General features: G+C 49.1%; 12 protein-coding genes. 9 read left to right on the top strand and 3 right to left on the bottom strand.

Annotated features, from left to right (window positions below):
- Positions 1-7 precede the first annotated feature (7 nt).
- On the bottom strand, positions 8-1,894 hold the full coding sequence (asnB, locus tag U5L07_01720) for an asparagine synthase (glutamine-hydrolyzing) (protein MDZ7830450.1): 1,887 nt from the start codon (positions 1,892-1,894) through the stop codon (positions 8-10).
- Between the two features lie 234 nt (positions 1,895-2,128).
- Here asnB and U5L07_01715 point away from each other — a divergent pair, with 234 nt between their 5' ends.
- From U5L07_01715 to U5L07_01675, 9 genes are all read left to right on the top strand, one after another.
- A complete protein-coding gene (locus tag U5L07_01715; GenBank protein MDZ7830449.1) occupies positions 2,129-2,539 on the top strand; it encodes a cereblon family protein in 411 nt (136 codons plus the stop codon).
- Between the two features lie 112 nt (positions 2,540-2,651).
- Entirely contained in the window at positions 2,652-3,437 is a 786-nt protein-coding gene (locus U5L07_01710; protein ID MDZ7830448.1) for a hypothetical protein, read from the top strand.
- Positions 3,438-3,636: 199 nt separating this feature from the next.
- Positions 3,637-5,724 (top strand): elongation factor G, encoded by a 2,088-nt coding sequence (gene fusA, locus U5L07_01705; GenBank protein MDZ7830447.1) that lies wholly within the window; start codon positions 3,637-3,639, stop codon positions 5,722-5,724.
- Positions 5,725-5,751: 27 nt separating this feature from the next.
- A complete protein-coding gene (locus tag U5L07_01700; protein MDZ7830446.1) occupies positions 5,752-6,453 on the top strand; it encodes a cytoplasmic protein in 702 nt (233 codons plus the stop codon).
- Positions 6,454-6,768: 315 nt separating this feature from the next.
- Positions 6,769-7,770, top strand: a complete 1,002-nt coding sequence (locus tag U5L07_01695; GenBank protein ID MDZ7830445.1) for a hypothetical protein — start codon at positions 6,769-6,771, stop codon at positions 7,768-7,770.
- A gap of 238 nt (positions 7,771-8,008) precedes the next feature.
- Positions 8,009-8,437, top strand: coding sequence for an NIL domain-containing protein (locus tag U5L07_01690; GenBank protein ID MDZ7830444.1), 429 nt, complete (start codon positions 8,009-8,011; stop codon positions 8,435-8,437).
- Positions 8,434-9,516 carry a tRNA 2-thiouridine(34) synthase MnmA gene (mnmA, locus tag U5L07_01685; GenBank protein MDZ7830443.1) on the top strand — a complete coding sequence of 361 codons (1,083 nt, stop codon included), beginning with the start codon at positions 8,434-8,436 and terminating at the stop codon, positions 9,514-9,516. The genes U5L07_01690 and mnmA overlap by 4 nt, the downstream gene beginning before the upstream one ends.
- Positions 9,509-10,840 (top strand): tRNA (N(6)-L-threonylcarbamoyladenosine(37)-C(2))-methylthiotransferase MtaB, encoded by a 1,332-nt coding sequence (gene mtaB / locus U5L07_01680; GenBank protein MDZ7830442.1) that lies wholly within the window; start codon positions 9,509-9,511, stop codon positions 10,838-10,840. The genes mnmA and mtaB overlap by 8 nt, the downstream gene beginning before the upstream one ends.
- A 50-nt stretch (positions 10,841-10,890) precedes the next feature.
- Positions 10,891-11,286, top strand: a complete 396-nt coding sequence (locus U5L07_01675; GenBank protein MDZ7830441.1) for a MerR family transcriptional regulator — start codon at positions 10,891-10,893, stop codon at positions 11,284-11,286.
- 69 nt (positions 11,287-11,355) lie between these two features.
- Here the strand turns inward: U5L07_01675 and U5L07_01670 are convergent, their stop codons facing one another.
- Positions 11,356-11,973 (bottom strand): TetR/AcrR family transcriptional regulator, encoded by a 618-nt coding sequence (locus tag U5L07_01670; GenBank protein ID MDZ7830440.1) that lies wholly within the window; start codon positions 11,971-11,973, stop codon positions 11,356-11,358.
- Positions 11,974-12,031: 58 nt separating this feature from the next.
- Positions 12,032-13,180: a CaiB/BaiF CoA-transferase family protein gene (locus U5L07_01665; GenBank protein MDZ7830439.1), complete on the bottom strand. Its 1,149-nt coding sequence runs from the start codon at positions 13,178-13,180 to the stop codon at positions 12,032-12,034.
- Positions 13,181-13,528: the final 348 nt, after the last annotated feature.

Below are 13,528 nucleotides of genomic sequence, written 5' to 3'. Positions count from 1 at the left end.
ATCTGCCTTACATGAAAAATGTATCGTACCAGAGGGTAAAAACAATGATGGCAAACAAGCGATCTGCCTCTGAAACCAGCGTTTCCGGACCAACCCCCCCGGTTTTTACCTGTCGGCCGATTTGCGATACAAAGTCTGGATTTAGAATTCCCTGCCGACGGATCATGTCGCCGGATAAAATTTCATCCACAAACTCCGGCCGGGTTTTCGCATCCGCCAGCCAATGGGCGACGGGGATGGTAAACGGCTGCTTTTTTCGGAAGGCGTTTTTTTTATTCATGAGTCCGTGCTTTAAATACGCATGGCTGCAGATATATTTTTCCCGATCCGCTGCCAGGTTGACTTTTAAATGCACCGGCAGGGAGGCGGCAAACTCGGCCAGCCGATAATCCAGAAACGGAGTCCGGGTTTCCAGGGAATGGCGCATGGATAGTTTATCGAGCCGGAGTATCACGTAATCCGGCAGGCGAAACCGGGTTTCAAAGCCGATCATTTGGTTTACCGGATGCTCACTGCCGCTTAAACAGGGCCGGGCATCTTCCGGAAAAAACGGACCGGAATGCTCCATCCCGGTTAATCGGCTAATCTCTTCCGGGTCAAAAAGCGCCTCGGTTTGGATATAGCGCCGGGCCGGATCCGAATCCCTGTTGCTTATGTATGCCATTAACTCAGGGTAAGCCTTTATCAGGGCCTCCTGCTGATCCTTCGGCAATTCCGGATAATGGGCGGCGGCCATCTCAATCATGAACTTTCTGTATCCGGCAAATATTTCATCCGCCCCCTCCCCTGTCAAAACAACTTTTACCTTCTCACTTGCCATCCGGCAGACCTGATCCGTGGGCAGGATGGTACCCAAAGAGATCGGTTCCTCGATGGCGGCCACAAGCGCAGGCAGCTCATTTAACATTTCCTGTCGGCAATCCCCTGAAAAAAGCCGGGTATCCTTGAAACGCCGGGGATGATCGGCCAGAAACTCTCTGACCAAAGGCAGCTCATCATATTTATCCACGCCAAAACCAATGGTAAACAACTTTAAAAGCGGCCGGCTCATGGCAGCCTGAGCGCAGACAGCAGAGGAATCTATCCCGCCGCTGAGCAGACAGCCGACCTCAACATCCGAGCGAAGCCTTATCCGAACCGCATCTGAAAACAGTTCATAGAAACGGTCAGCCGCATCTTCCACATCCATATCCGGATTTACCTGATCCAGCCGGTAATCCCAGTATCTTTTGATCGAATATGTTCCGGACGCGAGATCATAATCCAGAAACGCCCCGGGCGGAAGCTTTTGAATCCCCTGGAACATGGTTTCGCTGCCCGGCACGTATCGATAGGTAAAATATGTGAACAGATTTTTACGGTTTAAGGTTTTCTCCATTTCCGCGCCGTTAAAAAGCGCTTTGATCTCGGAGGAGAAAGCAAATCGGCCGTTATTTTCACAAAAGTAGAGGGGTTTAATCCCGAACCGGTCGCGAAACAGTAAAAGCCGTTGTTTCAGTGGGTCCAGAATCGCACCGGCATACATGCCGTTTAATTCATTTAAGAACGCAGGCCCCTTTTTCCGATAAAGATGAAGCCCCACCTCCGCATCGCCTTTGGATACGAAGGGCTCGGAAGAAACGCTTTGTTTGAGCTCAAGATAATTATATATCTGGCCGTTGCAGACAATGGCCGTCTCATCAGCGGGGCACTGAATCGGCTGCATGCCGGTATCCAGATCCAGGATGGAAAGACGGGTAAACCCCAGGCCAACCGCGGTATTGTTGACCGGGTATACATTTTCTTTTAAATCATCCGGCCCCCGGTGACGCAGGCAATGGCGCATCCGGGCGAGCAAATAACGAATCCGGGCGGATGTCAATTGGTTTGAAACAATCCCGTAGATTCCGCACATTTAATCCGAGTCCCCTGTCGCCGTATCATAATTTTTTAAGTAACTTGGGGTTCACAGTTCACGGTTCACAGTTCAATGGGTTTTTTTCTGAAACCTGAAACCCGAAACCTGAAACCATTGTTCGTTTTTTCCTTCAGTGCCTTTAATGGACGGCTTGCCCTGGTTGACAATCCTTATTGGTTCTTTTAATTTATGCTTATTATATGATTTTTCAAGCGCCGGGGACCCAGGGCATTGCTAAATACTTATTTTTTTAAAACATCCCTGAGAAATGGAAATTCTCAGGCCGATATTAAGGAAGCGGAAAAGGCGCAGGAAGAAGAAAAAGAGGCGCCTTTTTTTTTCTGCCGGCAATGCTTAAACCCAATAACCCCCAAATCGGCCAGAATCTCTATAAACGGAGCCTATCAGCACACGTTTGCCAATCCCCACGGAATTGTATTCGATATCGGCTGCTTCAAAGAAGCAGAGGGGTGCGGCGCAGTCGGCACCCCGACCGATGAATTCGTCTGGTTTGCCGGCTATATGTGGCAGGTTGCCCTTTGCCGGGCCTGCCTCACCCATATGGGCTGGTTTTTCACATCCGCGGATACCGAGAGCTTTTTCGGATTAATATTGGACCGCCTGATCGAATATGGCGATTAAAAATATGTAGATGTTGGGGACAATTTAAAAATTCCCTTTTTTTTTAATTTATTTTCAGTATAATTACAATTAGAGTCGATTCTTAACTGCAACCCCAAGAGGTTGGCATCAAATGCTTATCAAATTTGTCCCTCAGCTAAAAATATTTTTTGGGACCCTGTCCGTGATTGGCCTGGTAATAATGCTTACTTATTTGCCTGCCCGCTCGCAGATGCTCAAAGAACTAAGCGATGTACAAAACGGCATATTCCACTTATCCCCGCGAAACCATGAATTTACGGCGGAAACCGACAAAGCGGATCAGTATATTGATGATGAGCAGGCCGACTTTTTTATTGCAGCCGGCAAGCCGGACATGGAACTTGAAGCAGATGGGAACTATCCCTATTCAGTGGTCAATCACCGGATCCGGGATGAAGACCTTGAAATGGTGTTGAAAAACCAAGAAGCTCCAAGTAGCATTGAAGTCGTTTATCTAAGTCGTCACAACATTGTTAGGAAAGAATATACCAGCCTGACAAACCCGCCAAACGAGTTTTTTGTTGATGAAAGCTATAAATACAATTTTTACCAGCTACCTGATTTGCGAGAACAAGATCGTTTAAATCCGCCGGGATTTTTCATTGGTAGCGATAATATCAGGGAACCGATTAACAATCAAATCGTAGAAATGGCATACTGGGGATATGTTGATGTTGAAGTTAACGTTAACGAATATTCTGCCAATATGAGTTTATTCGGTCGACATCTTTTGTTAGATGGAACTGTTCGAATTAGAGGTAATGTAATGGTCTGGGTAAGAAGCGAAACCAATTTGCCTGGATCCTCCAATGGTGAAATGACAACTGAAGACATGGAGGTTCAAAAAGCAGGCAGATGTAATTGCAATGGCAACTGAAACAATAAGTTATAACTCCCGCTTCCAATTACAAATCCCTAAATAGCCAAATTCCGACAAATCCCCCTATCCTTTCAAGATATTAAAATTTTTTGTTGATACTTAAAATTTTAATGAAGTAGCCAAAATAAATTATATTGACTTCAAATAAATAATTATTTATAATTAATAATTTTAGCAATTAACAGAAGAGATTGATATGTACACGAACATTGAAAAAGTCAGAAATATCGGTATCAGCGCGCATATCGATTCAGGGAAAACCACCCTGACCGAAAGAATCCTCTACTTAACCAAGCGCATCCATAAAATTCATGAAGTGCGCGGCAAAGACGGTGTTGGCGCCACAATGGATTCCATGGCCCTTGAAAAAGAACGGGGGATTACCATTGCTTCAGCCGCCACCTATTGCGAGTGGAGAGATAATGAAGTCAACATTATTGACACGCCGGGCCATGTTGACTTTACCATTGAAGTGGAAAGAGCCCTTCGGGTGCTGGATGGAGCGGTTTTGGTGTTATGCGCGGTCGGCGGGGTTCAATCCCAGTCAATAACAGTTGATCAGCAGATGAAGCGCTATAATGTTCCCTGCATTGCGTTTATCAACAAGTGTGACCGAAGCGGAGCGGATCCATTCCGTGTAATTAATCAGCTTTCGGAAAAACTGGGGCACAATGCGGTAGCCCTTCAAATACCGATCGGACTCGAGGCGGACCATAAGGGTTTGGTTGATCTTGTTTCCATGAAAGCCCTTTATTTTGAGGGCGAATTCGGCGACACCGTACGAGAAGCCGAAATTCCGGAATCCCTGCTTGAAACCGCCCGGCAAAAACGCGAAGAACTGATCGATGCGGCGGCTATGTATTCGGATGAATTAACCGAACTGGCGCTTGAAGAACAGGACGTGCCTGAAGATCTGTTGATCCGCGCGATACGGGACGGATCGCTGAAAAGGGGACTCACCCCGGTTTTCATGGGATCTGCATACAAGAACAAAGGCGTCCAGCCGCTTCTCGATGGCGTCAACCGGTACCTGCCATCACCCAACGATGTCGAAAATATCGCCCTGGACTTGGAAAATGATGAGGCGCCGGTTAAATTAACCTGCGCCACTGATGCGCCCCTGGTGGCGCTGGCCTTTAAACTGGAAGACGGAAAATACGGGCAGTTGACCTATATCCGGGTATACCAGGGCGAGCTTAAGAAGGGCGATTCCGCGGTTAATGTCCGAACCGGGCAAATTGTGAAATTTGGCCGTGTGGTGAGGATGCACGCGGATCAGATGGAGGAAATCGGCCGGATCCCGGCCGGCTATATCGGCGCATTCTTCGGAATTGACTGCGTGTCCGGGGATTCTTTTACATCAAAGAACAAAAGACTCTCCATGACCTCCATGTACGTGCCCAAGCCGGTCATATCGCTTGCCGTACAGCCCAATGACATTAAATCCGAAACCAATATGGCCAAAGCCTTGAACCGGTTCACCAAGGAGGACCCCACCTTTATGACGGCGGTCAATGAGGAAACCGGGGATACCCTGATTTCCGGGATGGGTGAACTGCACCTGGAGGTATACCTGGAGCGCATGCGGCGGGAATACAACGCATCGATATCCGTGGGGGAACCGCGCGTGGCCTATCGCGAAACCATTACCCGGCAAAGCAGTTTCGATTACATTCATAAGAAGCAGACCGGCGGCGCCGGTCAATTCGGCCGCGTGGCCGGTTTTATTGAGCCGTGCAGTGATGAGGAATTTATTTTTGAAAACAGGATCACCGGCGGTGTTATCCCGACCCAATATATCCCGGCCTGCGAAAAGGGGTTTAAGGAATGCATGGCCAAAGGCCCGGCATTTAAATACCCGGCAAGCGGCATCAAAGTGACCATCAACGACGGTGGCAGCCATTCGGTGGACTCTTCCGAAATGGCATTTAAGGCAGCGGCCAAAGGGGCTTTCCGCGAGGCATATCCTAAGGCGGCGCCTGTGCTGCTGGAACCGGTCATGAAGGTGGTGGTCGAGACACCGGCCGAATTTCAGGGCACGGTCATGGGCACGCTGACCCAGCGGCGGGGCATTATTGTGGGCTCCCAGGATGAGGAAACCTCAAGTATTATTGAAGCCCAGGTGCCGCTGGCCGAAATGTTTGGCTACACAACAGTGCTGCGCTCATTAACCCAGGGGAAAGCCCAGTTTACAATGGAATTTTTTGCCTATAAACAGGTTCCGCAGTCCATCACTGAAGATATCTTAAAAAAGAATGAAAAAACATCCAAGACGGGTACCTGATCATAAACAAAAAAAGGAATACGCATTATGCTAGATAAATCCCGCATTATTCAGGATCCGCTGAAGCTTCTCGGTCTGGATACCGATCAAACTTTCCAAAATGGCGTCTATGGGGCCATTTATGCCAGGGCCGGAGTGGGAAAAACCGCTTTACTGGTCCAGCTTGCCATCAACAGCCTGCTGCAGGAAAAACCGGTGCTCCACATCAGCCTCAAGGACCCGGTAGACAAGGTGGATCTCTGGTATAAAGAGGTTTTTCAGAAAATCACCAAAATCCATGGGATCCACGATGCCAATCAGCTTTGGGATGAGTTACTCCCCTATCGATTCATTATGACCTTCGACCAAAACGTATTTACTTTGGGCCGCCTGATGGATAAGGTAGAGGATTTGCGCACGCAGGATATCTTCTCCCCGCGCCTGATCATGATTGACGGATTTTCAACAGAGGACGCCAATCCGGAACAATTAAATGACCTGAGGACGTTTGCCCAAAACAATGGCGTCACCGTCTGGTTTACCATTCGCGGCCATCGGGGGGAATCCCAGACGCCGGCCGCTTTTTCGGCAAAATTCCTCGACCGGTACGGTGAACTTTTTGATGTCATCCTGCAGCTTTCTCCGGAGAAGGATCAGATCCAGGTCAAGCCCTTGAAAAAAGAAACCGCCAACCAGCCGGATATTTTCCTTGACCCGTCTACTCTGTTAATCCGGGAAACAAGGGCTTAAAAGGGTTGGAGAGGCAGAGAGCCCTTTCGATTTTATGACAGCATATCATATATTTCATTAATATATATTTATTTCAAAATATTATAAATAAACCATAAACCAACTTATTAAGGGTTGTAAAAAGCCTGCCACGACATCTCCATCCGGCTAAACTCGCAATCTTGCCGTATTCGTCAAATTTATTTAATTGCAGACGGCCAAATTAAATGATATGGTTATTTGAAATTTTATTTGTATTCGCCTAACGTAACATTGTTTAATACTGTAAATTAAAATCTCAATCTTACCCTCTCACTCGAACAAGGAGAATCGATTATGAGATTGGCTGGACGGATTCTCTTAACAGCAATTTTAACATTTTTATTCATTTTTGCATTTATGGGCCAGGGTTATGCCAAGCCCACTTGCGGGATATTATGGTTTTATCCGGATGAGGCCTCAACAGAGTTCCATGAAAGCCGTTATATCACCAATCGGTATGCCATTTTGCTTGACCAGCTAAATATTTATGAAGTGATTCCGCCGGAGCAAATCGAGCAGTCACTGGGCGCTGAGCGAACGGCTGACCCTTGCAGGGATAAGGACTGTGCGATAAATATCGGAAAAATGGTAAATGCGGATTATATCATATTCGGAACGCTTGGTCATGTGGGAGGGCTTTACTCCCTGGAGACCACTTTCCTGAATGTTGAGACCGCCACCATTGTCAATTCTGCGGTCACAGACCTTGAAGGAACCCGGGAGGAATTTATTCAAAAAGCCCCCCCCCATAATATCCGCTCTTTGCTGAATGTACAGAAGACACCGCCGGATTGGGGAGCCCCGACCAAACCTCCGGCAAAGAGGGAAAAGCCTGAAAAACCATCACCTGATAAACCCGCACCCAAGCATGAAGCCAAGGCCGAGCCGGCGGAAGAAAAAGCGTTTCAGATCGGTCCGCGGATTGGCGGCGCCGGAAGTGATGATGGATTCGAGTTAGGGATAGGCTTTGAAGTGCGCTTTTCCAATTTGTCATTCTCCATTTTAGCAAATGAGGCCGGTTTTGCCAGCGGCCTCTCATACTATCTTCATGCATCGGGCAATTCCCCATTCCTGACACTCTCGGGGGCCTATTATGACGACGAGGATGGCGGGGTGGATGAAATCGGCCGGATCTATGGATTATTGGCCGGGTACCGCTATTATATAATGGATCACCTGGATATCCGGGCCGGCATTGGCGCCGCCTATATCAATTGGGATCAGACCGAAAGGCCATTTAGAAATGATGAAGAATACGTGCCCATCGGGGAAATCACCTTTGGCTACATGTTCTAGCTCGAAAAATATTGGACTTTTTGAGAAGCCATCAAGTTTATAACAAAAAGAACTCTGACCGGGGGCAGTTGATTTTCCGCCCCCGGTCAGAGTTTTTCTATCCGCCCTTCCCTTTTCCGCATCCCGCTTACGAAATCATTGACAGGCCGCCGCCTTTTTTCTAAGTATCTATTTTTACGTTTTATGATTCATCAAACGGCACCGCACTCTTGGGCGATGTGATCAGCGGAGGTTTAATTTGTACTCTAAAATCCTTGTTCTGCAGTTTCCGAGCGGAGAAGTCAAAAAGCCGGTGGTCTGTTACTTAACCAAATATTATGACCTGTCTTTCAATATTCTCAAAGCCACCATTCTGCCCCGCAAGGAAGGGGTGATGGTGCTTGAGCTTTCTGGTTCGAAAAAAAATTTTAAAAACGGGGTTCAGTACCTGAGGAATCAGGGCGTTATTGTTAAAAACGCATCCCAGGAGATCGCCCGGGATAATGCAAAATGCATCCATTGCGGGGCATGTACGGCAGTCTGCCCAACCGGCGCGCTTTCCATCAAACGCCCGGAAATGTCGGTTATTTTTGATCAGAAAAAATGCAGCGTGTGCGAACTTTGCGTTCGGGCCTGTCTGACCCGGGCCATGAAAATCCAGCCCTCCTCAGAAGCCTTTTTTGAATGAAACCCACCACCGCAGTTGCGTTAAGCGGCGGAATTGACTCCCTGGTCGCCGCCCATCTTTTAAAAACATCCGGCCATGAGATCTTCGGTCTACACTTTGTGACCGGATATGACCCCCTTGCACCTGAACCAAGTTTAGAATGGACGGACTCAAAATTGGTCCGGATCCCTTCAGAGCACCCGCTTTCAGTTGTTAAAGACCAGCTGAATACCGAGATTTGGGCTGTTGACTGCCGGGAGGTGTTTAAAGAAAAGGTTATTGATTATTTCATCCACTCCTATATGACCGGAAAAACTCCCAACCCCTGCATGGCTTGCAATGCCGCCATCAAATTCGGAGGGCTGCTTGAAACGGCCAGGCATTTGGGGGCCTCGCACCTGGCCACCGGCCATTACGCCATTGTCGAAAAATCAAAGCAAAATGTTTTTCAATTAAAAAAAGGGAGGGACCCGGCAAAGGAGCAGTCCTATTTTCTGGCCATGCTAACCCAGGATCAACTGGCCCATGCCCTTTTTCCGGTGGGCCGGATGACGAAAGCCCAGGTTGGAAATCTGGCCCAAGCCAATGGCTTAACCCCCGTTTCCGGGAATGAAAGCCAGGATATCTGCTTTATCAAAAACATGCATTACAGCCGGTTTCTTGCCGAGCAGGCGGGATTGAATCAAACCGCCGGAGCCATCACCGACTTGCACGGCCGGCGTCTCGGCACCCATCACGGCCTGCACCGCTATACCATCGGCCAGAGACGCGGCATCAACTGCCCCGGCCCCGAACCCTATTACGTGGTTCGGCTGGACGTCCGGAACAATCGCCTGATCGTCGGAACCAAAAAGGATCTGTATCAGAGCGCATGCAAGATCCATCCGATCAATTGGCTTTCTGAGGTCCCTGAAAACTCACTGCCGGTTATGACCAAACTCCGCTACCGCCATGAGGCGGCAGAATCAAAAATTTTTCCCGCCGGAAAGAACTCCGCTGAAATCCGTTTTACAAATGCCCAGCCAGCGGTTACCCCCGGGCAGGCCGCAGTTTGCTATTACGGGGATCAAGTGGTTGCCGGAGGATGGATTGTTGAATAACAATGTGATCGCAAAATATCGGGCAATCACCCTGGGCTGCCGGGTCAATCAGTATGAATCCGAATCCATTGCAGCTGACCTGGACCGAAACGGATGGATCAGCGCTGAAAAAGAAAGTGATGCGGATCTTTTGATCATCAATACCTGCACGGTGACGGCAAAGGCCGCCATGCAGTCCAGGCAGGCGGTGCGCCATGCGATACGAGAATTTCCGCATGCAGCCGTGCTTGTAACCGGCTGCTACGTACAGGCTGACCCCCGGGTGTTTGCCGAGCTGCCGGGTGTGCATCATATCATCGGCAATTCGGATAAGCACCGCATCCACGAAATCATTTCCGAGACGCCGAAAAGCCCGTCCGGTCAGCCGAACATTGTCTGCCGGCCGATTCGCAGACTTCGGAAATTTCAGACATCCGCCCTGCCGAATGTGAGCGCCCGGGCCCGGCCGTACCTAAAAATCCAGGACGGATGCGATGATTTCTGCACTTACTGTATTGTCCCGTATACCCGTGGTCCGAGCCGCAGCCTGCCGATGGATACGGTTGTCCAAAAACTCACTCAACTCAAGTCCCATGGTGCCAAGGAGGTTGTGCTGACCGGCATTCACCTGGGCCGCTACGGGCTTGATCTCTCTCCGCCATCCGGTCTTTTGGAACTGCTCCGGCGGATCGAGGCCATAGATGCGATTGATCGGGTGCGGTTAAGTTCCATTGAACCCAGGGAGCTCTCCGCTGAAATCATTCAAATGGCTGCCCAGAGCCCCCGGATATGCCGGCATTTCCATATTCCTTTGCAAAGCGGAGATAAGACCATTCTTCAGAAAATGAAACGCCCCTATGACCCGGATTTTTTTAAGGACCTGGTATGGCGAATTCATAGCCAGATGCCGGACGCGGCCATCGGCGTGGACGTATTGGCAGGATTTCCGGGGGAGGATGCGGACGCATTCGTAAATACTTATAATCTATTGAAATCCCTCCCCATCAGCTACCTCCACGTTTTCCCGTTTTCACCGCGGCCCGAAACCCCGGCCAGCCGATATCCAGACCCGGTTGATCCAAAAGTTATCAAACAGCGGTGCGCCCGGCTCAGGCAGCTAAGCGGGGATAAAAAAGCGGCCTTCTATCAATCACAGCTCGGCCGCGATATGGATGTCATCATCGAGGGCGAGCCGGATCCGGTTTCCGGCAGATTTAAGGGGGTGAGCGCCAACTATCTTAATGTATTTACATATGCGCCCAAAAATTGTAAAAACACAGGGGTTAAATGCCGCCTGACCGGTCCGGTATTTTCAAACGGTATTATCGGGGAGTTGATTGATTAATGCGGCGCAGCAAGATGCTGCCCCGCCGAATAACAGTGGAAAGGAGTGGTATGGAACAAAGGGATAAGGCAAAAACCTTTTCGATCTCTGAGCTTGCGGATGAACTGGATATAAGCACCCGGGCGATCCGGTTTTATGAGGAAAAGGGACTGATCCTGCCGAAACGCACCCGGGGCAACCACCGGATCTACCGAAGACGGGACCGGGCGCGGTTAAAGCTTATCCTTCGGGGCAAACGGCTGGGCTATTCCCTGGATGAAATCGCTGAAATGATCGGGATGGCTGAATTCGATATGGATGAAATCGACCAGCTGAAAAAAAGTCTGGCTTACGGGGATAAAAAACTCAAGGAAATCGATGAGCGGATGGAGGAATTGCAGATTCTAAAGCAGGATCTCCTGGCAGCCAGGCAGAAAATTATCGACCGGCTGGCGGAAATCGGATAGACAGGATTTTAAAAGCCCGGTAAATGGGCCGTCTGTGTTTCAAGACGCGTTATGCACTTTTGCGGTAAATCAAACAAAGGCGGATAAATTAAAAAATTTCAATGTTTCTTTGGCCTCGCGAATGTATTTTTCGCGGTCAACCTCCAGCATGGGCCGAAAAAAATTCTCTCCGGAAACAAAGTTGTGGATGGCGTTCATGATGGAGAGCACCTTCATCTTGGCATCGAGCGACACATTTTTCCGGTCCTTGGCCAGCCCCATGGAGTATGCAATATCTGATATAAATTCCGGCACCTGAAAATCCAGCTGGCTGCCGTGCCGGGTCTTGGTGAAATACCGGAACAGTGTTAAATTGGAAATTTCGGGGTGCTCAAACAAATATTCCGACATCTCGTCAATGGCGATTTCAATGCGTTCGGCAAGCGGCCGGCCCCGGATGATTTTCTCTACCTCCACCAGTTTTTTACGCATCCCCTCATTAATATCCCGGATCACCGCCTCATATAAATCCCCCTTTTCCCCCCAGTGATAGTAAAGGGTTGAAATATCGATATCCACCGCTTTAGCAATCATGCGGGTGGTGGTGCCGTGGAATCCGTATTCACCGAATATTTTTCGGGCCGCCATTAAAATCCGGGCTTTCATGGAATCCGGATTCTGTTTTGCCTTCTCAAGTGACGATGCCATTTGCCGTATTTCCTTATGTATTGCTGCAGTTAGCCCTAATCTGGGATAAAACAAGCAATTATAACACATCCTGCTGGTAGAATTCATCAATTTCCGTATCAGAGTAGCCGAATTCTTTTAACACCGCTGCTGTATCCTGGCCAAAACCGGGCGGCGGGCTTTGTATGGCGCCGGGCGTGTGGCTCATCTTAACGGGCACGCCCAGGGCCCTGCGCGTCTTTCCGTCCGGATACAGAAGATCGGTTACCATATCGCGGGCTGCAAACAGATCCGATGCCAGGGCTTCATCCGGCGTGCGGACCGGCGCCCAGCAGATTTCCAGCCCATCCAGCGCCCTTTCCCATTCCGCCAGTGTTTTTGATTTGAACTGATCCCGCATATACCCTTTGATTTCCTCACGTCTTTTCTCGTCATACTGGAGCGGGCCGTATTCCGGGACCTTGAAAAAATCGCATAACTGCTGCCAGAATCGGTTTTCCACCGCCCCTATGGACAGATACCGATGATCCGCAGTTTCATAAGTATTGTAACAGGCATACCGATGGGAAAGCAAAGAATCCGATCGTTTAAGCGGCAGTCCGGTCAATTCTTTCAAGTGGACCGCCAGGGACAGCAGACTCAACGAGCCGTCTGTCATGGAAATATCGATATACTGCCCCTTGCCGGTGGTATTTCTGGCATAAAGCGCCAATAAAATCCCGATCACGCCGTTCATCCCCCCGCCGGCGATATCGGCAATCTGAATGCCGGGAATGCTGGGCGGCCGGTCCTTTTCCCCGATTAGATCAAGAACCCCGGCGGCGCTCAAATAATTGACATCATGGCCGACAATGCCGGCATAGGGTCCGGTCTGTCCGTAACCGGTAATGGAGCAGTAAATGATTTTCGGGTTCACCGCGGAAACCGCCTCGTAATCAACGCCAAGCCGCTTGGTCACCCCTGGCCGAAACCCTTCCAGCACCACATCCGCGGATTGCGCCATATGAAAGAATATGCGCCGGCCCTGTTCGGATTTTAAATTGAGCGTCATGTGGGTTTTATTCCGGTAGACGGCCGCACTTCCGAGGGCTTCGGCGGCAAACCGTTTATCCTCAATGGCAATGACTCTTGCGCCGTGATCCGCGAGCACCATTGAGCAATAAGGGCCGGGAAGCAGCCGGGACAAATCGAGCACAGTAATACCTGACAACGCACCCTGCGGGCTCATACTTCCTCCGGTGTTAAAATATTCATTCGTTTTATAAGGGTGATTGCCTGAATGCTGCAATTCATCCCCTTCAAATCAATTGCTTAATCGTCCGAACTAAATGTTTCAAGCGATTGATTCCATCAATTGCTTGAAACATAAAGTATCCGTTAATTAACGCTTAGTCAATAAAATTTACCAGCCATAAAATTTACCAGCCGCCACCAAGCGCGGAAGCTAAAAAAAACTTTTGACATGCGTAAAAAAACATCATAATCTTTTCCATCATTTGCTGGAATAAACTGATCTAAAAAAAAGCTGTATTTTTTACATCAACTATTTTCTCCAACCGAAATTGAGCGATTTTCA

Source organism: Desulfobacterales bacterium (assembly GCA_034520365.1).
Lineage (GTDB): Bacteria > Desulfobacterota > Desulfobacteria > Desulfobacterales > Desulfosalsimonadaceae > M55B175.
The sequence above is the reverse complement of the archived record's forward strand: the minus strand, read 5'-3'. Positions and strand labels throughout refer to the sequence as shown.

Coding starts and splice junctions, on each gene's coding strand:
- fusA (MDZ7830447.1), top strand. CDS start 3,637: ATGTACACGAACATTGAAAAAGTCAGAAATATCGGTATCAGCGCGCAT.
- asnB (MDZ7830450.1), bottom strand. CDS start 1,894: ATGTGCGGAATCTACGGGATTGTTTCAAACCAATTGACATCCGCCCGG.
- U5L07_01670 (MDZ7830440.1), bottom strand. CDS start 11,973: ATGGCATCGTCACTTGAGAAGGCAAAACAGAATCCGGATTCCATGAAA.
- U5L07_01675 (MDZ7830441.1), top strand. CDS start 10,891: ATGGAACAAAGGGATAAGGCAAAAACCTTTTCGATCTCTGAGCTTGCG.
- U5L07_01695 (MDZ7830445.1), top strand. CDS start 6,769: ATGAGATTGGCTGGACGGATTCTCTTAACAGCAATTTTAACATTTTTA.
- U5L07_01710 (MDZ7830448.1), top strand. CDS start 2,652: ATGCTTATCAAATTTGTCCCTCAGCTAAAAATATTTTTTGGGACCCTG.
- U5L07_01700 (MDZ7830446.1), top strand. CDS start 5,752: ATGCTAGATAAATCCCGCATTATTCAGGATCCGCTGAAGCTTCTCGGT.
- U5L07_01665 (MDZ7830439.1), bottom strand. CDS start 13,180: ATGAGCCCGCAGGGTGCGTTGTCAGGTATTACTGTGCTCGATTTGTCC.
- mnmA (MDZ7830443.1), top strand. CDS start 8,434: ATGAAACCCACCACCGCAGTTGCGTTAAGCGGCGGAATTGACTCCCTG.